Genomic DNA, 20,387 nt, shown 5'->3' with positions numbered 1-20,387 from the left:
ACGCACCGTGGCAGACGCATGGCTGCCGGGATCCGGCCGCATGCAGGCACGACAGGACGGCGGACCGCTTCGGGGAGGTGCTCCCCGCGTCATCTGGTTCAGCAGCGAGTCCGACCCGCGCATCGTCTCGGCCCGTTCGGTCGCCGCCGACCTGATGCGCGAGGACCGCCCGCCGCACCTGGTGTGGAACCCCGCGTCCGGCGAGGTCGTCCAGCTGATCCCGGTGACCCGGGCGGCCCGGCTGATCGGGACGCCCGCCGCGCGCGAGGGCCGCGCCTGCGTGCAGATCATGGTGGTCGGCCACGCCGCCGACCCGTTCACCGGCGCGGTGCTCACCGGACTGGACCCGATCATGCGCTGGCTGGACGCCTGGGGCGTCACCCGGCGCTGGCCCGCCGGGCCGCCGCTGCCCTCGCCGCAGTCGTACCACGGCCCCCGCGACCGGCGGGCCTGGTCGCGCGGCGGCCACTTCGGCGCCTCCCAGGTGCCCACCGCCGACCGGCCCGACCCCGGGGCCATCGACGTCCGGCGGATCACCGGCCCCGACACCCCGGCCGCGCCCATCCCCAAGCCGTTCCGGACGCCCCCTCAGCCGACCGGGCCGCCGCAGACGGTCACACAGCTCACCGTCCCGCCGCCCCGGGGGGCCGACGCGCCCGACCCGGCTCCGCCCGTCCAGTCGATCAGGTCCGTGGCGCCAGTTCCCGAACCAGCGAGCATCCGCTCCTGAGCTCGGCGGTGTCCCTGGCCGCGCCGTACCCGATCACCAGCCCGGAGACGCGCGCGGCGCCGACATGGTGGCGCTCCAGGGTCTCGAGCCAGACCCCGCGCCGCTCGGCCTCGCGGACGACCGCGCGCGCCGCCCGCTCGGGCATCTCCACGACCACATGGAGCCCGGCGGTGTCGCCGCGCAGCGCGAGGCCCTCCAGCGCGCACGCGACCACCGCCCGCCGCCGCGCGTACTCGCCGCGCATCCGGCGGATGTGACGCTCCAGGTCGCCGCGTTCGAGCATCACCCGCATCGCCTCCTGCGGGACGACCGCCGTCCGGTCGCTCAGCGCCTCGCGCCGCTCGGTGACCGCCGCGCACAGGCCGGGCCTGGCCACCAGCCAGCCGACCCCGACGTCCGCCGTGAGGATCTTGGTGGTGGTGCCGAGATACACCACGACCTCGGGATCGAGCCCGTAGAGGGCGGGCAGCGGCGCCACGTCATAGCGGAACTCGCCGTCGTAGTCGTCCTCGGCCACAAGAGCACCGGTGCGCCTGGCCCACGCCAGCAGCGCCTGCCGGCGCGGCACCGGCAGCACACCGCCCAACGGGTACTGGTGGGACGGCGTCGTGTGGACGAGGCGCAGGTCGTCTGGAAGCTCCTCCACGATCAGGCCATGCTCATCCACGGGGAGCGGGACCAGTGTCAGCCCCCGGCCCGCGAGCACCGCCCGTGCCCCCGCGTACCCAGGGTCTTCCACCCCCACCCGATCGCCCGGCCTCAGTGTCGCCGACGCCACCAGATCAAGACCGTTGGTGATGCCCCGCGTCACCACCAGCCGCTCCATCGGGCAGGCGACACCCCGCGTCCGGCGGACGTACCCGGCCAGCGCGGCCCGCAGGCCGGGCAGCCCCCGAGGATCCGGACGCCGATCGGGCGGCACCGACGCCGCCAGTCGCCAGGCCCGGCGCCAAGCAGGCGTATCGAGCGCCCCCGTATAGGAGGCCCCAGGCCGCAGATCGATGACGCCCTCGGGAGCGACCCGATCGGTAAAGGCAGCCGGACCTACACCGTCGGCCTCCTCCTCTACGGGACGCACATCGGTGACATACGTCCCCGACCCATGCCGTCCTTCCACCCACCCCTCGGCGTACAACTGCTCGTACGCCCCCGTGACCACCGTCCGGCTGACGCCGAGCGACCCCGCCAGCGCCCGGCTCGACGGCAGCCGCTCCCCCGCGACCAGCCGCCCGTCCCGCATCGCCCCGCGCAGCTGCGCGACCAGCTGGGCGCTCATCGCCTCGCCCGCGTCCCGGTCGACCACCAGAGGCAGGTCCAAAGTGGTCACCTCGTTTCATCACCAAGTGGCCCTAGCTGCCAGGCCACTTGTTTCTTAGCCTAAACAACCATGAGCACACCACTGTCCTCCACAGACCGAACCCAGATCGGCCGCCTCTCCGACCGCGGCCGGGTCGACCGCGCCGACCTCCACGACGTGCTCGACGACGGCATGATCTGCCACCTGGGCATCGTGGTGGACGGCGCGCCCCGCGTCATCCCGACCGGCTACGGGCGCATCGGGGACGTCCTCTACATGCACGGCTCCACCGGCGCCCGCTACCTGCGCGAGAGCCCGTCCACGGAGATCTGCGTCACCGTCACCCATCTGGACGGCATCGTCCTGGCCCGCTCCCTCTTCCACCACTCCCTCAACTACCGCAGCGCCATCATTTACGGCGCCCCCCGGGTAGTCACCGACCCCGACGAGAAGCTCGCCGGCCTCCGCTGCATCACCGAACAACTCGCCCCCGGCCAATGGGACGTCGTGCGCGGCCCCAACACCAGGGAACTGGCGGCGACCACCGTCCTCGCGCTCCCCCTCGACGAGGCGTCGGTCAAGGTCCGCCAGGGCCCACCCGGGGACGAGGAAGAGGACTACGCCCTCGACGTGTGGGCCGGAGTGGTCCCCGTCCGCCCGTCCTTCGGCACCCCGATCCCGGACCCGCTCCTGCGCGAGGGCATTCCCGTCCCAGACCACGTGAAATCGATCACAGTGGGATGACCCGCTCGGTCGCTCATGGTCATAAGGTGAACACATGAACGAGCGGCTGGTGTGGATCGACTGCGAAATGACGGGCCTCGACCTGCGCGAGGACGCGCTCATCGAGATAGCGGTACTGGTCACCGACAGCGAGCTCAACGTCCTCGACGACGGCCTCGACGTGGTGATCAAACCACCACGGGAGGCATTGGCGCAGATGTCCAAGGTGGTGCGCGACATGCACACCACCTCGGGCCTGCTCGACGTCCTCGCCGGCGGCGTCACGCTCGCCGAGGCCGAGGAGCAGGTGCTGCGCTACGTCCGCACCCACGTCAAGGACGCCAAGAAGGCGCCCCTCTGCGGCAACTCCATCGCCACCGACCGCTCCTTCCTCGCGCGGGACATGCCCGCCCTCGACTCCCACCTGCACTACCGCATGGTCGACGTGTCGTCCATCAAGGAACTGGCCCGGCGCTGGTACCCCCGCGTCTACTTCGCCAGCCCCGAAAAGAAGGGCGGCCACCGCGCCCTGGCCGACATCACCGAAAGCATCCAGGAGCTGCGCTACTACCGCTCGGCCCTCTTCGTACCCCAGCCCGGCCCCGACTCCGACACCGCCCGCAACATCGCCGCCGAGATCGTCCAGGGCGCGTAGCACCCGCCCGAAGCCGCTACACTTACGGGGAGCCGGAAGCAATTCCGGCCATGGTGGGTGTAGCTCAGCCGGTAGAGCACTTGGTTGTGGTCCAAGATGTCGCGGGTTCAAGTCCCGTCACTCACCCCAGACACAGAAGACGGTGGGTTCCTCCGGGAACCCACCGTCTTTTCGCGTCCCGGGTTATGCTCCGACGTGGTAGACGAAGGGCCACGGATGGAAGAGACCCCCCTGCGCGTCCTGCTGGTGGACGCCCACACCGACCTCGTCTCCGCGCTGTCCGAGAGCACCGACCTCCACATCACCGCCGAGGCTCCCCACAACGCGGTAGAGCTGGCCGAGGAGATCCGCCCCGACATCGTCCTGCTCAACAACACCAGCACCGACCTCACGACCCCCCTCAGCCGCACCTCCCCCGTCTTCATCCTGGCTCCCCCAGACGAAGACATCGAGCCCGCCCTCCAAGCCGGAGCCCGCGGCCACCTGAACCCCGAAGCGCTCACCGTCCCCACCCTCATCCAGGGCGTCCGCTCCGGCCTGGGCCTCTCCGCCCGCGAGGCCGAGGTCATGGACCTCATAGCCCGAGGCCACTCCAACGGCGAGATAGCCCGCGAGCTCTTCCTCAGCGAGAAGACCGTCAAGAACCACGTCAACCGCATCTACTCCAAGCTGGGCGTCACCTCCCGCCCCACCGCCATAGCCCTCTGGCGCCGCACCACCCCCGCCTAACCGATTCGCACACCACCCCCAGCTCCTGCTAACCTTCTCCATGTCGCCAGCAAGACACGCGACACGCGCCGTTAGCTCAATTGGCAGAGCAGCGGACTCTTAATCCGCGGGTTCGGGGTTCAAGTCCCTGACGGCGCACCCGCTCCCACCTAGGGTATTAGCGATTATGTCGCCAATGCCCACCGGTCTTTATAGGCCGATATGTCCCCCGCGATGCTCGAAGTTCGCTCACGAGACACCACCCCAGACACCGAGCCCAATGAATGGCGACCAGCGCACCCATTCCGTCTCCGCGAACACCATTCCCCATCCCATCCGGGGGGCCGGTCTGTGAAGCGCAGAACACCCCCCGGCATCGACGACCCAGGAGCGATCCGCGTTCGTGACACTGACGCCGGGTGGGGTTACGCGATGCGGTAGGCCGCCAGCCGGACGTATCGGTCCCGGTAGGCGGGTTCGTTCAGATCGACCCAGAACCCGCCTGGCTGGTCGGGTCCGTCATCGTCGACGCGCTGGAGCGTCCCACCGACTTTGGGACGCCTCATAAGTGACGTCGCACGCGGGGAGTGATGTAAACCTTCCGCGTCGGCGAGGGTGGCCGAGGACGATGAGGGCGACCCAGTCCATACTTCCCGCCACCCAACGGACGGGTCGGTCATACCAACCCCAATCACACGCACACCGACGGTCCCGTCCGGTGTGACCTCGCTTCGGGTGGCGGCGCCAGGGTCGCGCGATCAAGTCGACCCTCTACGATTCGCCTGGACCGGCGTCGGCGCGATACCTCACCCGGCTGGTCCTGCCGCGATCGAGACGACGATGTCGTTGCCCAGTGTCACATCCATCGTGCGGTGCAGGGCAAGGTCGGTGATCCGGCCGTCCTTGGGATGCCAATCGCGGTCGGCACGGGTGCGCCCCAGCACTGGGTCCAGCGCGTCGATGGTGGGCTTCCAGAGGTTCAGCCAGTTCCAGCGTGGACCAACTGCAAACGAGAGCTCAACTCGGACGGGGCCAGCAGGGATTTCGGCCACTCCGACCACCGCCGACCTCACCTGCTCCTTGTACGCCGTGGTTTGAGACGACGCAGTGGTGCGGACGCAGAACATCGTCGGTGGCAGCGTGGTCTCTTGAGCTGGCGCGAGGAGGATGCGGGAGACCTCCGCATGGCGCTTGGTGCGCCAGACCGACACCAGCCCCTCGATGAGAAGGTGCGCGGCCAGCGGGTAGGCGTAGTTGTCCAGGTCGGCCGTGTCGGTGAGGTCGCGCCCTTCGGGCAGTCCGACGTCGAGCCGCATCGCACAGGCCCGGTCCACGGTTTTCGCCGATCTCAGCAGATCTGCGGTGTCGTCGAGATACTCGCGAAGCTCGATCTGGTCGGGGTCGGTCGCCTTGTTCCAGCTGGCCGGGCGTGCCCTCTTGCGAAGCACCGTTTGGGACCTCAGTCCTTGATCGCGAGTTTGACCTGTAGCAGACCGAGGGCGAGCAGCTTCTGGATGATGAGCTGGTGACAGGAAAACACCGTGAATCGTTTGGGCTTGCGGTGTTGGATGAGGCACGTTCCAACGCTGTACTCCCTGAAGGGTCCTGCGAAGATGACTGTCCCTGGCTCACCAACCGTCCCGCCCGTGTACCTACTCACCCTCGAACGAGCGGTCGGGATCACGGATGAGGCATGGAAGGTCGTGGAGGTGACGCAGTGGCGTCTGGCCCGCGCCCTCGAAGCCAGCGATCACCCTCTCGCGTTGGGGGTCGCGAAGGAGATGGTGGAGACGATCGCGAAGATCGTGCTCGCGACGCGCGGCGAGGTCGCCGGGTCACAGATGGACTTCGGCGAGTGCGTGACGGCAGCTCATAAGGCGCTGGCGCGCCTCCCCGGCCCGCACCTGAGCAACGAGCCCGTCCTGAAGCAGTTGGTACAGAGCGCGAAGGGCATCGCTACGCAGCTGGCGCCAGTCCGCAACGCTTACGGGACAGGGCACGGGCGAGCCGAGCAGCCTGACATCCCGGAAGAGATGCTTCACCTGTGCCTGGATGGCGCACTGCTGTGGTCGCGGTGGGCGCTGCGGCGCCTCGGTGTCCTCACGCTCGGAATGCCCGAGCCTCTCATCCGGGACCTCAAAAGCGGGATCTTCCATGGCGGGGCCCTGACTCCGCGTCTGAAGGCAGCTCTGCAGAACGAAGGCGACGCCGCGGTGCTGCGTCGGCTTGGTATGGCCGTCGGTCAGCGGGCCATGATGGACACCCATGTCGTTCGGGTGGAGGGCGTGCAGGCTTGTGCCGAGAGTGACGACCTAGACATCTGGCCTCCGGCTTACCGCACCGCTCTCTTCGAGGGGCTGTTCATCGACGCCACCGGGCGGCCCACCGTCAGCATATGGTCAGCCGAGTGGGCGTCCCGGGTGATCGCGCCACTTGGCGAGGACGAGGCTAGCGTGGTTATCGGCGATCTTGAGAACAAGCTCGCCGATACCAATATCGATGACCTCACAACCGCCTTCGAGAACAAAGCATTTTGTCATCGGCTCCATTACAGCGGCCGTTGCCTGCCGCCCCGGGCACAACAAGCCTGGGGGCACCTGCTCGATTACATCGTGCTGGCAGTCGGTCTAACGGAACCGCCGCCAGATCTCGCGTAGGGGCTCCCCAGCCGGGCTTCACGATCCTGGAAAGCGAGGGCGAGTGTAGAGGAACCGCCGATGCTCAGGCTAGTGAGATCCGTGGTCGGTCGAGGTTCGAGCAGAGCGAAAGGTCTGAGAGCAGCCCGTGTCTTCCCCATGGCCCAGGCAGCGAGCGTACCCTTTGCCGTCGGCATCGCCGACCGTCATGACCGGCTGACCGTTGGTCACTTCGAACACGTCGAACCAGTCTCTTCCGACCTGCACATGACGTGTTGCGGGATTGTCTTTAGCGCCCAAATGACGCCAAGTGGCGTTACACGCTGCGGTTGGCCCGCCAGCCGGACGTGTCGTTCCTGGTAGACGGGTTCGTTCAGACCGCCCCAGAACACCCCTGGCTGGTCGGGGCCATCGTCATCGAGGTGCTGGAGCGGCCCATCCATTTGGAACGCCTCATGAGTGAAGTCGCACGCGGGATGACGTAACCCTCCGCGTCGGCGAGGATTGCCCGAGGACGATGAGAAGGACCCAGCCCAGGTCGCCCCGCCACCCAATGGACGGGGTCGGTCATACCAACCCCGAACATCCGCGCACCAACGGTCCCGTCCGGCGTGACCTCGGTTCGGGCGGCAGCGCCGGGGTCGCGCGATCAAGCCGACCTTCTACGATTCGGGTGGAGGCTCCATCAGACCAGGGCGCTTCAAACCGACGACTAACTCGACGACTCTGTCGCTGGCGGGACACCGCACCGCTCGCAGCCGTTCGCATGGTCGTCCCGACAGACGTAGCCGATGGCACCTTCCACGCACCATTCGGCAGCTGCTTCGGACAGCAGGTCAGGCCCGGCAAGCAGGAGCCGACGCAGTTCAGCGTTGTCCGCAATGTCGGCCGGACGGCTGGTGAACCACTCGTCGAACCAAGGCTGGTCCCGGTGCACCCGCCAGTGTTCGTGCTCCCGGTCGTCGACTGCGGCAACGAACCGATCGACGATGCGCCCCCAACTAGGTGCGCCGAACCAGCCGTTGTCGAACGCGCAAAAGAATTCGATCAGGGTCCGCAGGCCGAACTCCTGCTCGCGGAGGCGGTACGCACGGCCCCAACCGATCGCGTCCTGTGCCATCTCCGCGAGGTCGTCGCGCGGATCGTCCTCGTGCGCCGGGTCGTCAGGGTTGTGACAGGCCAACCCGAGCTCGAGCACGGACTGTCCAGTCGGCAGAACCCGAGACGGGTTGACCATCGCGAGTAGTCCACGAACGACAGCTGGACACCGCGCTCGGTTCCGCCCTGGTCGTAGTACCAACCGACCACGATCGCCCTCACACGGTCGTAACTCGCCTCGGCGGTAGCGTCCGCGGTGGTCGTGATGCCCTGCGGAACCCTGTGGCGCTCGATTATTGGGTCACGTGGTCTGAACTGCGGCTATGCGGCGTGGTGGTACTCGCTGATCAAGCCCGTGACGACGCGTTTTCGGCGGATGCGGCGGCATCGCCTCAAATTAGCCGATGACGAAGAATGTGCTATCAAAAGACGCCATAGTTTTATTATTCACTCATACTCTGATCAGCGTGTTTAACAACCAAGGACTCTGCGATCCTGCGAACCTCAGGATTAGGGTCTGCCGTCAACAATTCAAGAGAAGATAGAATGTTGACAAACTTATCCTCAACAGCCAATTCCCATGAGATTCTTCTCGAATAGTTAGCTCGACGTTCAGGCGATGCATTCCGCGCCGCACTCCTCCAAGCGGTGGAGGCGTTTGAAATATTCTCGACCAGCTTGAAAAGTTCAACGCGAATGGGAGATTCACCCGAACGCACGATATCTATCAAGTAGTCAAGCACATAGGAAGTCGCCTCGCCTATCACTACCCCTTGATGACAAACCTTTCCACGCAGATCGATAAACGCTTCGAAAGCGCCTTCTCTTTGCAGTTTGGTTACCTTCTCTAATAGCGCCGGAATATCCGAGGCCGCCCCGTATGCGTGGTGGATCGACGACCAATTGACAAGAGAGGCGTCACGCACTAGAAACTACCTTTCTGTAGGGTGCTTGAATTTTCTCAACCATCTCCTCAAACCTCTAACCGCTGATGGCTTGAATTCCCAATCTCGAAAGCAAGGGAACGCAAGATTCCTCACAGGCCTTCATGAGGAGAAAGATGGAGACTAGTGCCCAGCGCAGAAAGGACGGTCTCCATAACCGCACCATCAACCGAGTCTTCGGCTTCGAAAGCATCACTGATGCAGCCGATTTCAGCACAGCCCCTGTGGTGTCCCCCGGCAGCGTCGATCGCCTGACGTGCATCGAAATCAACGTCTCCGATATCCTCTCGATTCATATTGTGCCCAAAATACCTACGTCCCAACCTGGTTCTGAGCAAAGAAACCACTTGAATCCCGGAGTCTGTGGGCAGCTGCGCCGCGTGGCGCGCCAATTCAGGAGAGCAATTGTGCACCAGGACGTCGCTGTTGGCGACCGACACATAGAAGGCATGAGTGCGAGCGACCGTAATGTCATAGACGGTTCCACCGCCGCCAGAAGCGACTGCGTTGGCCACTTCGATTGTATCGCCGTTGGGACTACGGAGACGACTGCCAGTTGCCAACTCGCCTGCCGCATTCCATTCACTGGTGCTGGCGTCCCAGAAGAGGTGGTGCTCGGTCGCTCGGATCTCACCTCTTCGTCCGTCACGTTTCTCATCGGCAGATATGGTGATCCGAACGATACTGTTGTAACGAGTTCCGGAGTAAGAAGCAACAACTGGTTGCTTTGAGGTCTTTCCCGTTTTTGAATCAGTTGTCAAAACTTTATCGCCCGGGTTTGATTTTGTTGATGAGTTTGGTTTTGCCGTTGACGAGGCAGACTTGGGTGCCTGGGGTGAAGCTGTTGCAGCCGGTGGGTATGGCGTCGGCGGCGGCTTGGGCGGTTTTGGCGGCTTGTTCGGCGGCTTTGGCGCCTCGGTTGAATTTGAACCAGTCTTTAATGCCGCCGGCTGCAGTGCAGCTCAGCGTCTTCGCGGATGTCCGATCTGGCGGCTGGGGTGAGCGCTTTACTGGCCGTTCCGTACCCCCCGGTCGGCAGGGCGCTTGCGCCCGCGTCGCTTCTTGGAGGTTGACGCGCGGCGGCGCGTGAGTTTGGTTCCCGGAACGAGGCGCCCGGCTTTGAGGACGTGGTCGCGGTCTTCCCGGCCGCCTTGTGAGCGACCTCAGGGAGGACGGAGGTGTAGGTGTCGGCGGTGAGCACGATGCTCGAGTGCCCAAGCATCTCCTGCACCACCTTCAACTCCACCCCGGCGGCCAGGGCGAGGGTGGCTGCTCCGTGCCGTAGGTCGTGCAGCCGGATCGGCGGCAGGCCATGCTCAGCGATCAGCTTGGTGAAGGTTCGCGTCAGCCGGTCCGGGGCCATCGGGTCACCGTTGAGGCAGGTGAAGACGTACCCGCTGTCGCGGTAGCGCTTGCCGGCCTGGGTGCGCTCGTGCCGTTGACGGACTTTGTGGTCGCGCAGCGCAGCCACGGTGGTGCGATCCAGCGCGATCACGCGGGCGCTGCGGGCGGTCTTGGGCGGGCACGCGATCAGGTGCCCGTCGTATTGCTGCAGTTGCTGGGTGATGACCACGACGCCCTCGTCCAAGTCGACGTCGCACCAACGCAGCCCAGCGGCCTCCCCGCGGCGCAGGCCGCGCAGCGCGATCAGGTGGTAGGCGGCGTACAGACGGTGATCGCCGACGGCGTGCAGGAACTCGGCCGTCTGCACCGCGCGGGCGCCTTGGACCTCCTCTCCAAGGTGGCCCAGGGCCACACCCGCTGGTCGGCCGTCTACGGGCTGCGCCACGCCGAAATGACCCTGGCCGTGCGCCGCGACTACCGCAGAATCCACCGCTTCAAACTGACCGCCTAGCCCGTCTCCTCGGGCGCCGGAAGCAGATTTTCGGCGTGCGCGGGGGCGGTCGGCCGCTGCTGGACAGAGAGGGTCGAGGGCGAGATTCCGTCGTGGCCGGAGAGGTAATCTGCCCTCGCCGGGCGGCGGCCAGAACGTGGATCCTCGTCCAATCTCCGATGGAAGTTGGGACGCATGGGAGACGGCATGTCAGGCGCTGCCCGTGCCGTGGTCATCGACCACCGGACGGTCACCAGGGAGAGCCTGGTGACCCTTCTCGACGCCGACAACCGTTTCGAGGTGCTCGCAGGCTGTGCGTCGATCGCCGAGGTCGGTGAGGTGGCCGACGACGTTCATCTGTACGTGCTCAATCCGACCGATTCGGGCTCGGCCGAGGCGGTGGCGGAACTCCTGGCGGCGGAGGTGGTCGTCGTGGTGACGGCCTCCGATCCGCGCCACCAGCGGGTCGCCTCTTGGGTCCACGGCGCGATCGCGGTGTTGCCGGTGGACACCGACGTGGAGGAGCTGCCGGGGACGATCTGGGACGCGCTGGAGAATCCGGGACGGATGGACGCCGGTCTGGCCGGTGACATCCTGCGCGGCTCCCGTGAGCTCGGCCTTGACCTGAGTCCGGAGGATGAGCGGCTGCTCGACGGGATCGCCGACCGCGCCATGCTGCCCAAGGCCCTGAACGCGGTGGCGGCCAACTCGAAGACCGCGGCGCTCCGCGAGAGGCTGGCCAGGTCGGGTCAGTGGAAGCCCTACCTGGTCGCGGCGCCGCAGGCCCTTGCCGTGGCGCCGATGGCCGTCGAATCCACCTTGACGCCTGACGCCCTGCCCCCGGAGATCCTCAAGCTGAGCTCTCGTGAGCGGCGCGTCATTGAATTGTATGCGGACGCCCATACCTACGAAGAAATCGCCGTCAAGCTATCGATATCGCAGCTGACCGTGCGCAATCACATCCGAAACGCCCTGCAGAAACTCGATGTGCCGACCGCCACCGAGGCGGCGCGGATCTGGGTGGCTTTGTGGGTGACCGGGCGGCACCCCAGTCCCGCACGGCTCAAGGAACGGATAAGCCAGCTGGGCGATCAGCGTCACCACCCGCCGCGCTACTGATCATAAGTGTTCACCGAGATGAGGGAGAGGGCAATTCGTACCCGGTACTTTGACGTGTTGGTACGGACTGGTCATGCCGGGAACCGGTTGCTCACGGCATAGTGTCGTGTGAAGCTGGCAGAGGGCGGTCGCCGACCTCCGCCGGTGGTGCGGGGGCCTGTTGATGGGGTGACAGCATGACGGCGTTACTGGGTGCGGCGCTCGGCGGTCGGCTGGCCGACCTCAAGCACCCGGCACGGCACGTCGGCCACCTGACCCTCCCGATGATCGTCGAACTGCTGGTGGATCATCGGACGAGCGTTCCCGGCGCCTGTTCCGGGGCTTTGCTGCGCCGGCGTGTCCGTGGAGTCTGGCGCGCGCATCTGGTCTTTCTCGACGAGTTCGACGAGCCGATCCTGGATGGTCCCGGCATCGAGGGTTACTGGTCTTCCACCGTGGACACTTTTGATGATGAATTGGTGGAGATGTTCGCAGGAACGGATTTGATCGTTTTCCGATGAGGCGAAGGTGACGGCGGTATGAGTGGCATGACCGATGTCCTGACGGTGGCACTGGCCGCCCTGGCACTCCTCGGCGTAGCGGCCGTCACCCGATTCCTTTTCGTCACCCTGCAATCCCTGGTGAACTGGTTTCGGCAGCGTCAGTCGGAGCTGGCCGCCAAGGAACGCGTCGCAGTGACGATCGCCCAGCGGATGGAGGCCAACCAGGTCGCCGTCGTGCATGGGGTGTTCGACAACGTCTCCATGATCCAGGGCGTCTACGACACCGACCGCGAGTCCTTCGTCGAGATCCGGGAGATCAGAGCCGCCGACGCCGAGGACGAGGTCCGCAGGATCCACCAAGGCCACCGCGTCGTCGTCTGGGGCGGCTGAACACCGTGTCCTCGGATGGACGGATCCGGGTGCACGGAATCCCGGCCGAGCTCTCGCGGGCCAAGGCGAGCCTGCTGACGGTGCGGCTGGTCCACGCCGTGGAGTCGATGCTGGACGAGGCGCAGCTCGGCGACGTGGAGATCACGGTTACCGGCCGCCGGGCCCCGGGCATGGTGGTCAGCGACCGGGCGCCCGCCACCGACGCGGACGGCCGCACCAGATTCGCGGCGGTCCCCCCGAAGTACGGCTTCGACTTCCTGGTCCTGCCGGACGAGGTGATGGGCCAGCTGCTGGCCGCGGTGGCCCAGGAGGAGCACCGGAGCCTGATCTACGACGTCTGGAACCTGCGGAGCATCAAGCCGCACCCCGGCCATGCCGTCAACCTGCACGGCCCACCGGGAACCGGCAAGACCCTGGCGGCGCACGCCCTGGCGGCCCGGCTGGGCCGCAAGCTGGTCCTCGGACGGTATTCCGAGCTCGAAAGCCGCTACCACGGTGACGGCCCCAAGAACCTCGTGGCGATCTTCGAGGCCGCGCAGCGGCAGAACGCGGTGCTCTTCCTGGACGAGGCCGACTCGCTGACCTCGCGGCGCATCGGCGCGCCCAGTCAGGGCTCGGAGCACGCGATCAACGCGATGCGCACCGAGCTGTTCATGTGCCTCGACCGTTTCCCGGTCCTCACCGTGCTGGCCACCAACCAGGTGAGCGCCTACGATCCGGCGTTCAGCAGCCGGATCCGGCACATCCGCGTCCCGCTTCCCGACAAGCTCGCCCGGAGGGCCATCTGGCAGCGCCATCTGCCCCCCGAGTTGCCGCTCGCCCGCGATGTGTCGGTCAACCGGCTCGCCGAGATCGACGGGGTGAGCGGCCGGGAGATCTGCCAGGCCGTGATCGACGCGGCGACGGGAGCGGCCGACCGCCACAGCCCGGCCCTGCTGCACTGCGACTTCGTCACCGCGATCGAGCACATCAAGAGGTCGCGGCCGGGCCACGACCGGAACGTCGCCGACCAGCACGTCGGCATCATGCGCGCCGCGATGGCCGAGCGACCGTCCCGGCCCGATCAGGACTGAGGCCGCGGTTCGCTCACCACGTACATGCGCAGCTTGAGCTCCAGCAGCTCCTTGATCTCGCACAGGGTCGAACGCACCTGCGGGGAGCGGTCAACGGTCGCTTCGATCTGAGCGGAGACCCACGCGGCGATCGGCTGGTGCTCCCGCGCCCACTCCGGGGTGTGCGGGCCGGGCGTCCACCTCTCCACCGCGTTGCGCGCCGCCTGGAGCAGAGGCAGGTCGTCGGCGTCCAGGTTCGAGAGGATCGTGAACCAGTCGCCAAGCACCGCCAGGCCCACCAGCCTGCCGCGCTCGGCCGAGGCGTGCAGCCGCCCGGTGTCGTACCTGATCAGGAACTTGTACGCGTCGGCGCACCTGTCCTCCTGGTCCTCTCGCAGCATCAGCCCGAGATGGCCGATGCATGACAGGACGCCCTCGACCCCGGAGGTCTCCAGCTGCCCGTAGCGGGAGTTGCTGACCAGCGCCTCGGGGAGCGCGGCCTGCTGCGCCCGCTCCGCCAGCTCGAAGGCGTAGTCAAGAGCCTCGGTGAGCCCCGCGGCGGTACAGGCCAGGACCCACCAGATGCTGCGCCGCGTGTCGGCGGGATCGGGCCGCATAGCAAGCAGTATGGAGGCGGCCTCCGGAGACGGCCGTGCGACGGGGATCGTGGCGCCGGCGTCCAGGTAGTCGAACGTCGCCAGCCAGCACATGGCCAGCTCGGCGCCGGTATCGCCCTCCAGGAACAGGGTCTGGAGGTCGGCCGCGGTGGGCTTGCCGGCGTTCGCCCAGGAATGGAACCACGGCCAGTACACCGACGCGTCCAGGCCCGCGTCGATGTTGCGCACCTCGGTCAGCACGAACAGCCGCTTGGTGTCGAGCGAGTTCTGCGGCAGGTTGGCCAGCAGCGAGGCCAGGACGCCCAGCCGCTCGGCGTCGAGCTTGGCCAGCAGGTCGTCCACCAGCCGGGTGACGTCCTCGAAGCCATCCAGCAGCGACCCGACCGCGTACGCAACCGCCTGAAGCCGGACGCGGGACGAGTCGGCGGTGACGCGGCCGAGCAGTTCACGCGCCCGGACGTCGTCGCCCTCGATGAGCAGCTGGTGCGCGGCCGCGGTGACCGTGACGTCGTCCCCGTCGGTGAACCGCTCAAGGAGCTCCTCGGTCGTCCGCCCGCCGGTGAGGACGGCGACCGCGCTGCTCGCCTCCTCGATCGCGCGGGGGTGGGCGGCGGCGACGGCGAGGTAGGTGTGCCAGTCGAAGTCGTGGCTGATCCCGTAGCTGAACCGCCGGGCCAGCAGCACCTCAAGCAGGCCCGCCTCCGCGCAGGTGACCAGCAGCCGGCACCGCTCTGCCTGGAGATCGTCGATGCCGTCCCGCGCGATGGACCGGAGCAGCTCGTTCTCCACGGCGGTCAGCCGCGCGACACAGGCGTCCAGGTAGTCCTCCCGCAGTGGGCCCGGGTTGTTGCCGAGCCTGTCGAGCGCCGTGTAGGCGGCGTCGACCACGGGCCAGGACTCGTTCGCGTCGATGAGCATGAAGACGCGGCCGGTGTGCCAGCGGACGTCGAGGTCGCCGATCGCCTCGATCGCCTGCGTGCGGAGACGCTCGGGGACCGCGGCGTCCAACAGCCCGTCGAGCGTCTCGGTCACCGTCTGCCGGAGCCGTCCGGCCTCCGTGCCGTCGCCCGCCTGCCGAAGCAGGCCGACCAGCGCCGACAGGCTTAGTGACCGGGCGCGCTCGGGGGCGCGGGTGTCGGCAACACAGTCGCGGAGAACCTGCCAGGCGTCCTCCTTCCCGTACTGCGCCAGCGCATGGGCGGCGGCGTCCCAGTCGTGCTCACCGGTGAGCGGGGACGACAGCACGCCGCGCTGGGAGTGGAGAAAGCGTTCCACCACGGCCGCCGGAGGGTCGCCGCTCGCCCGCAGCAGTTGCGCGGGGAAGAGCGGGTCGCCGGTCTTCAGCGCGAGGTCGACGAGGGCCTCCACCAACGCCTGCCGGTTGTCGGAATAGCTCAGCAGAATGCGCAGGGGCTGCTGCCATTCGAATCGGAGCGCCCGTTCGTTGAAGTCGTCGACCCGCTGGTTGAAGTCGTGCTCCAAGGCGCGGGCGGCGAAGTACTCGCCGAACGACGGTGCCGCGAAGGCGAGCGTGCGGCGGCCCTGCGGCGCCGTCCACGTGAGCATCTCCTCCGCGACGAGCTCCGCCAGCACCTCGTCAGGATGGGTGACGTCCGCCTTGCCGAGCAGGTCGAGGACGACGGACGGCTCGATCGCGGTGAGGTCTCCCTTCTCGACCGCGTGCCGACCGATCACCTCCAGGGCCCGCAGGCGCTCGCCGAGCGTGAACCGGCACGGGGGCGCGGACTCCCGGTGCGTCTGCGTCATCTGGCTCTCGACGAACGTGGAGAACACCTCGCCGATGCCCCCGAAGGGCTGGCCTCTGGCGCAGTGCCGCGTGAACGCCATGAGGAAGAGGGGAACGGTGATGAGGTCGCAGATCTTGGCATACTCGTCGAGGTCGGTGAGGAAGCGCAGGGCCTTGCGCTGGTCCTCGTCGCGAATTCTGGCCGCGGTCAGCTGGCCGCTGAGGTGGTGACGGGCCTGCGACAGCAGGAGCGGCCGCAGCGTCAGCGGGACGGCGTCAGGCATGGCCGGGGCGCGGCCGGACGGCCGGTCACAGACCAGGATCGGTGTGCGGGGGAACGCCTTGCGCAGCCGTCCGAGCCAGCCGCACAGACGATCACGGTCCTCGTGGGAGAGGACGTCGAACTCGTCCACCATGAGATGGACGGCGCCGATGGTGAAGGCGTCGGCCGGCTCAGGGCCGGCGAGAACGCGCCGGTAGGGCGCGGCCACCCGGTCTTCGAGCCCGGCGAGGAGCGTGCGGGGCCGGTCTTCGTTGTCCGCCAGCGGAAGCAAGTCGCGGGCCTTTACCAGCAGCGGCATCCTCGGGCGGAGCCCGGAGTCGTGGTCCGCCTCTTTGACGGTGCGGGCCGCCCTGGGCGTGAGGACGGCGTTGACCAGTTGAAAGGCCAGCTCACGGATCGCCGCGCTCTTGCCCGAACCGATCCTTCCGGACAGGATCGCCGCCGGAGCCTGGGCCAGCGTTCGCACCGCCTCGCTCCCGGCGCCGACCGACAGCGGGATGTAGTGGTGGCTGTCCTCGCGCAGATGGTCGCGGATCTCGCGGGCGGCGTCCTGGTAGCAGGAGTGCACCATCGACGCGCGCGCGTCCTCCAGCTTGCCGGCCAGTGCCTCGTCGTCGATGCCGGGGCGCGAGTCGAGGGCCGCCAGCAGTTCGGCGAACGTCGCCAGTGCCTCGGGATCGCTGTGGCGCAGCGTGTGCTCCCGCATCGCCAGGACGGCGGTGATCTCCTCGTCCCGCCAGTGCTCGTAGGAACAGTCGTCGCGGAGCCATTCGGCGGCCACCGCCGCGGTGGCCACAGCGGCGCGCACCCGTGGCTCGCTCTGCCTGGCGTCGCTCCAGGCGAGGGTGTGGCAGGCGGCGATCGAGACCTGGGTCAGGTAGTCCCGCCACCAGGGAACCGGGGCGTCCTGGCGCGGGTACCACACCCGTACGCTGCTGCGGATGGCGTTGAGGATCTCAAAGCTCGTGCGGACGATCTCGGGCTCGTTCTCCAGCAGTTCGTCGATGGCCGTGCGGGAGGGCTCCTGCGACGACTGCGGGATGTTGGAGGCGTCCATCGCCCGGCTGGCCAGCGCCAGAAGGCGTTGCAGCCGTAGCGTCTGCGGCCAGGTCAGCCGTGGCGCGATCACGTCCCGGTGCAGGCCGATCTCCAGCCAGGCCGGATCGGTGAAGATCGGCTGCTCCGCCCGCGTCAGGGCGAAGTCGATGAGATAGAACTGCCCGCCGGAGTACATGACGTTGCGCGGGTTGAGGTCGCCGTGCACGACAGTCGCGTTGACCCTGCGGCGCTGCTCGCGGAACAACGACTCCAGCATCGTGAAGGGATGGGCCATGGCGCAGTCGCCGATGCGGACGGTCGCTCCGGCGGCCTCGATGTTCGGGAGCTGCCGCCGGATCATCTGGGCCCGGTCGGCCGCGCGCAACCACTTCACCCGGCCGGTCACCGTGACCCTGTGCCCGTCATAGGCCGCCAGGTCGAGCTTGGAATCGTCGGCGGCGACGATGTGCACCGTCACGCCGTCCCACTGCGGCCCCGTGCAGAGCAGCCGGTCCTTGTGGAGGCGCACCAGGGCGTTCTTCAGGCTGATCTGCTTCCCCGGCAGGTCTTCCGCCCCGGCGGGCGAGATGGACGCCTCCAGCACCTCCATCCGGTGCCATTCCGGGATGTCATCGGCCCGGGCGGGGTCGAAGCGGAGCCGGACGCCGGACGCGTGGTTGACCTCCAGCACCAGGTCGACGCCCATCCTGGTGTTGTACTTCCACAGATTGGTGGGATCAGAAGACGGGGTCGAGCCCTCGTACAGGCCGTTCCACAGCCGCTGCATCAACATCCGCAGGGCGGAAACGACGTTGTCCTTGGGGACTTCCCCCTGAAGGGCGGCCTCGATCAGATCTTCCAGGCAGTCCGTGTTCGGATCGCCGGTCGCCGAATAGTTCGCCACGTGCTGATAGACGATCGCCGCGTAACCGTCGCCAAGATCCTTTTCCTGGCCGGCCATCAGGACGGTTTCGCTCACATACTCGATCGGGGTGAACAGGGCGCGCGGGCGCGGTGCGATGTGCTCCTTGAACGCCCGCCACTCGGCGGCGATCCGGCCGATCTCGTCGATCTTCGCGATGCTTCGCGTCGGCCGCCCGGCCCGCTGAATCTCGACCTCCAGAACGGTGGCCGTGCTCCGTCCGCCGTTCAGGAGGCGTCCATGAGTGATGTGCTCGGGATGTTCGGCGTCACCGTCGGCTCCCGGAGGCGCGACGAGGTCCTGAAGCGTCGCGTCGATCTGTGATTCCTGCAGTTCCCCCACCATTCGATCTTGCTCGTCCGCCATCCCCGGTACTCCCGCTCGGCGCACATGGTGCCTACGCACCCGCGGACATCCAACCTCATTAACGTATAGTCATCTCCCGGAGGGTTAATAGGTAGGTTTTCACGTTTAGTGAAAATATCGGAAGTCGCGCACCGAGTGAGGCCGGCGAATTCACGGTCCCCTCGAAGCGATGATCGCCGCCACCTGCCTGCGGGTGCGGCGGCGCCCCGCCCTGGCGAGGAAGGAAAACTCCCGGCGCATCGCGACCAGGCACAGGTCCCACTCCGGGCCGTTGTCGTAGACGTAGTTCGCCGAGCCGGGGAAGTCCTCGTCCCTGGTGATCACCGGAGATTTCCAGGCCTCCGAGCGATAGGGCCCGGCCTGTCTTCTGGTCTGGTCGAGCAGCGCCTGGTAGGCGTCGGCGACCACGGGAGAATCCAGCCTGAGAAGCGTCGCGTAGTAGCGGCGCCGCCCAGCCGAGGCGCTCAGGCGCTCGGCGAGCTGTGCGCGGACGCCCGGCTCCGAGCTCTCGCGCCGGCGGATGAGATAGGGCGCCTGCTCGTACTCGCGCACCGCCTCCAACGCCGCGGCGAACGTCTCGCTCCGCCGCTCCCTGCGCTTCTGCCGCTGATTGATCCAGTACCCGACCAGGGCGATCGTCGCCGTGGTCAGTCCCGTCGACAGTGTGATCAGTTCCGCGGTTCGCACGGCAGCGACCTTAACCGCACAAGTATCAAGCGATCGGCCATCCGCGTCACAACGGCCGGAATCGGTCGCCCCCGCATTACGGCGCGTCCTTAAAGCAGATTCGGCGCTCCGTGCCTCCACGTGCACCAGAATGCAAGTCCCTCTGCCCCGAAGCCGGGTTATTAAAGGTGATCAGTGCGGGGGCGGGGTTTGGCGGTTGTTGAGATTGCCGCAGATCACGTGAGTGGTAATGCGAGTTGCCGTCGCCATTGTGCGACGTGCCGGGCCCGAATGGAGAGGGTTATGGGGCGCTGCGTTTCCTGCCGGGTTCGGTCTTTGGGTGGTGGGCGGGGTTCGGGCTGTTGCCCGGCCTTCTGTGCATGGTCAAACTGAGGTGGGATAATTCCGGTGTCGTGCGGTCGGTGAAGGGTGTGGTCGGGCGGCGGTCGACATGTCTTTTTCTGCTCGCCGATCGGGATTACTACGAAACGGGGGGCACCGTCGATCCGGGACGGCGGTACGACGCCGATCCGATGCCGGCGGGCTGGAGGCGGCGGGACGCGGGCGCGTGGACCCACTGGGAGCCCGCTGACCTCGACCTTCCCGGGCAGGGCTGGAAGGTGCGCGTGTCCAGCTCCCTGGCCAATGCGCGGTCCGTGCTCGGCGTGGCGGCGGCGTGCGTCGAATTCGAGGTGCCATTCAGACATCTGGCCGACGACGCCGACCGCGACCGGCACTGGGACGGAGCGGAGCTATCAGGAGGAGTAGGATTCCTACTCCTTTGAGCTCGAGCAAGTCCGGGCGAACCTATTTGAACTGCCCGTCCACCGACGGTCGAGTCCGGGGATCTCGGCGTCGAGGACTTGGTGGCGGGCAGCCAGGCGCTCCAGTACGGCCGCGGTGCCAGCCAGCGGGTTGGATCGTACGCGGCTCCAGCCGGGCCCAGGTGATCGCGACCTACTTGCGCTCCAACTCCCATGGCGTCGCAGGCAACACCGGGACAATCTGTCCGTACAGCCTCTCCTGCTCGCAGCAGTCGACTGCCAACTCCGTCTACCTCAACGGGGAACGCACTAGCGC

Annotated in this window: 20 protein-coding genes and 2 tRNA genes; 13 read left to right on the top strand and 9 right to left on the bottom strand. The window is 67.2% G+C overall.

What is annotated here, in order from left to right; all coding sequences use genetic code 11:
• Positions 1–40 precede the first annotated feature (40 nt).
• Positions 41–730, top strand: a complete 690-nt coding sequence (locus ACQPY4_RS10740) for a hypothetical protein (protein ID WP_433335059.1) — start codon at positions 41–43, stop codon at positions 728–730.
• On the opposite strand, the gene ACQPY4_RS10735 is transcribed toward ACQPY4_RS10740, so the two are convergent.
• The gene (locus ACQPY4_RS10735) at positions 684–2,048 is read right to left on the bottom strand and encodes a PLP-dependent aminotransferase family protein (RefSeq protein WP_433335057.1); all 1,365 of its coding nucleotides are present in this window, start codon (positions 2,046–2,048) and stop codon (positions 684–686) included. The two genes, ACQPY4_RS10740 and ACQPY4_RS10735, sit on opposite strands and share 47 nt — an antisense overlap.
• Before the next feature lie 69 nt (positions 2,049–2,117).
• Between ACQPY4_RS10735 and ACQPY4_RS10730 the strand changes: the two genes are divergently transcribed.
• The 5 genes from ACQPY4_RS10730 to ACQPY4_RS10710 all read left to right on the top strand — a co-directional run bounded on the left by ACQPY4_RS10730 (position 2,118) and on the right by ACQPY4_RS10710 (position 4,272).
• Complete coding sequence (locus tag ACQPY4_RS10730; RefSeq protein WP_433335055.1) at positions 2,118–2,771, top strand: pyridoxamine 5'-phosphate oxidase family protein; 654 nt, start codon at positions 2,118–2,120, stop codon at positions 2,769–2,771.
• A 34-nt stretch (positions 2,772–2,805) separates the two neighbouring features.
• Positions 2,806–3,405 (top strand): oligoribonuclease, encoded by a 600-nt coding sequence (gene orn, locus ACQPY4_RS10725; RefSeq protein ID WP_433335053.1) that lies wholly within the window; start codon positions 2,806–2,808, stop codon positions 3,403–3,405.
• Positions 3,406–3,458: 53 nt separating this feature from the next.
• Positions 3,459–3,534: transfer RNA gene (locus tag ACQPY4_RS10720), tRNA-His, on the top strand.
• Between the two features lie 87 nt (positions 3,535–3,621).
• Positions 3,622–4,134 carry a response regulator transcription factor gene (locus ACQPY4_RS10715; RefSeq protein ID WP_433335051.1) on the top strand — a complete coding sequence of 171 codons (513 nt, stop codon included), beginning with the start codon at positions 3,622–3,624 and terminating at the stop codon, positions 4,132–4,134.
• Between the two features lie 65 nt (positions 4,135–4,199).
• Positions 4,200–4,272, top strand: a tRNA-Lys gene (locus ACQPY4_RS10710).
• A gap of 266 nt (positions 4,273–4,538) precedes the next feature.
• Here ACQPY4_RS10710 and ACQPY4_RS10705 read toward each other — a convergent pair.
• Positions 4,539–4,679 carry a hypothetical protein gene (locus ACQPY4_RS10705; protein ID WP_433335049.1) on the bottom strand — a complete coding sequence of 47 codons (141 nt, stop codon included), beginning with the start codon at positions 4,677–4,679 and terminating at the stop codon, positions 4,539–4,541.
• Positions 4,680–4,919: 240 nt separating this feature from the next.
• A complete protein-coding gene (locus tag ACQPY4_RS10700; protein WP_433335047.1) occupies positions 4,920–5,561 on the bottom strand; it encodes a hypothetical protein in 642 nt (213 codons plus the stop codon).
• A 198-nt stretch (positions 5,562–5,759) separates the two neighbouring features.
• On the opposite strand from ACQPY4_RS10700, the gene ACQPY4_RS10695 reads away from it, so the two are divergent.
• Positions 5,760–6,770, top strand: coding sequence for an abortive infection family protein (locus tag ACQPY4_RS10695; RefSeq protein ID WP_433335045.1), 1,011 nt, complete (start codon positions 5,760–5,762; stop codon positions 6,768–6,770).
• Between the two features lie 691 nt (positions 6,771–7,461).
• On the opposite strand, the gene ACQPY4_RS10690 is transcribed toward ACQPY4_RS10695, so the two are convergent.
• The 4 genes from ACQPY4_RS10690 to ACQPY4_RS10675 form a co-directional block, all read right to left on the bottom strand.
• Positions 7,462–7,947 (bottom strand): hypothetical protein, encoded by a 486-nt coding sequence (locus ACQPY4_RS10690; protein ID WP_433335043.1) that lies wholly within the window; start codon positions 7,945–7,947, stop codon positions 7,462–7,464.
• Positions 7,948–8,290: 343 nt separating this feature from the next.
• Positions 8,291–8,773 carry a hypothetical protein gene (locus tag ACQPY4_RS10685; protein ID WP_433335041.1) on the bottom strand — a complete coding sequence of 161 codons (483 nt, stop codon included), beginning with the start codon at positions 8,771–8,773 and terminating at the stop codon, positions 8,291–8,293.
• Positions 8,774–8,883: 110 nt separating this feature from the next.
• Complete coding sequence (locus tag ACQPY4_RS10680) at positions 8,884–9,552, bottom strand: polymorphic toxin-type HINT domain-containing protein (protein ID WP_433335039.1); 669 nt, start codon at positions 9,550–9,552, stop codon at positions 8,884–8,886.
• A gap of 176 nt (positions 9,553–9,728) precedes the next feature.
• Complete coding sequence (locus tag ACQPY4_RS10675; RefSeq protein ID WP_433335037.1) at positions 9,729–10,502, bottom strand: site-specific integrase; 774 nt, start codon at positions 10,500–10,502, stop codon at positions 9,729–9,731.
• On the opposite strand from ACQPY4_RS10675, the gene ACQPY4_RS10670 reads away from it, so the two are divergent.
• The 5 genes from ACQPY4_RS10670 to ACQPY4_RS10650 all read left to right on the top strand — a co-directional run bounded on the left by ACQPY4_RS10670 (position 10,479) and on the right by ACQPY4_RS10650 (position 13,689).
• On the top strand, positions 10,479–10,646 hold the full coding sequence (locus ACQPY4_RS10670; RefSeq protein ID WP_433335035.1) for a hypothetical protein: 168 nt from the start codon (positions 10,479–10,481) through the stop codon (positions 10,644–10,646). The two genes, ACQPY4_RS10675 and ACQPY4_RS10670, sit on opposite strands and share 24 nt — an antisense overlap.
• A gap of 246 nt (positions 10,647–10,892) precedes the next feature.
• A complete protein-coding gene (locus tag ACQPY4_RS10665) occupies positions 10,893–11,744 on the top strand; it encodes a helix-turn-helix transcriptional regulator (protein ID WP_433335033.1) in 852 nt (283 codons plus the stop codon).
• A gap of 176 nt (positions 11,745–11,920) precedes the next feature.
• The gene (locus ACQPY4_RS10660; RefSeq protein ID WP_433335031.1) at positions 11,921–12,244 is read left to right on the top strand and encodes a hypothetical protein; all 324 of its coding nucleotides are present in this window, start codon (positions 11,921–11,923) and stop codon (positions 12,242–12,244) included.
• A 27-nt stretch (positions 12,245–12,271) separates the two neighbouring features.
• Entirely contained in the window at positions 12,272–12,616 is a 345-nt protein-coding gene (locus ACQPY4_RS10655; protein WP_433335029.1) for a hypothetical protein, read from the top strand.
• Between the two features lie 29 nt (positions 12,617–12,645).
• A complete protein-coding gene (locus ACQPY4_RS10650; protein ID WP_433335027.1) occupies positions 12,646–13,689 on the top strand; it encodes an ATP-binding protein in 1,044 nt (347 codons plus the stop codon).
• Here ACQPY4_RS10650 and ACQPY4_RS10645 read toward each other — a convergent pair.
• Together ACQPY4_RS10645 and ACQPY4_RS10640 are read right to left on the bottom strand one after the other, a co-directional pair.
• The gene (locus tag ACQPY4_RS10645) at positions 13,680–18,617 is read right to left on the bottom strand and encodes a hypothetical protein (protein WP_433335025.1); all 4,938 of its coding nucleotides are present in this window, start codon (positions 18,615–18,617) and stop codon (positions 13,680–13,682) included. The genes ACQPY4_RS10650 and ACQPY4_RS10645 overlap by 10 nt on opposite strands.
• 174 nt (positions 18,618–18,791) lie before the next feature.
• On the bottom strand, positions 18,792–19,328 hold the full coding sequence (locus ACQPY4_RS10640; RefSeq protein ID WP_433335023.1) for a hypothetical protein: 537 nt from the start codon (positions 19,326–19,328) through the stop codon (positions 18,792–18,794).
• Positions 19,329–19,687: 359 nt separating this feature from the next.
• Between ACQPY4_RS10640 and ACQPY4_RS10635 the strand changes: the two genes are divergently transcribed.
• On the top strand, positions 19,688–20,092 hold the full coding sequence (locus ACQPY4_RS10635; protein ID WP_433335021.1) for a hypothetical protein: 405 nt from the start codon (positions 19,688–19,690) through the stop codon (positions 20,090–20,092).
• The last annotated feature ends 295 nt before the right edge of the window (positions 20,093–20,387 follow it).

It is taken from the genome of Spirillospora sp. CA-294931, assembly GCF_050946795.1.
GTDB lineage: Bacteria > Actinomycetota > Actinomycetes > Streptosporangiales > Streptosporangiaceae > Spirillospora.
This window is presented reverse-complemented; position numbering and strand designations above follow the sequence as displayed.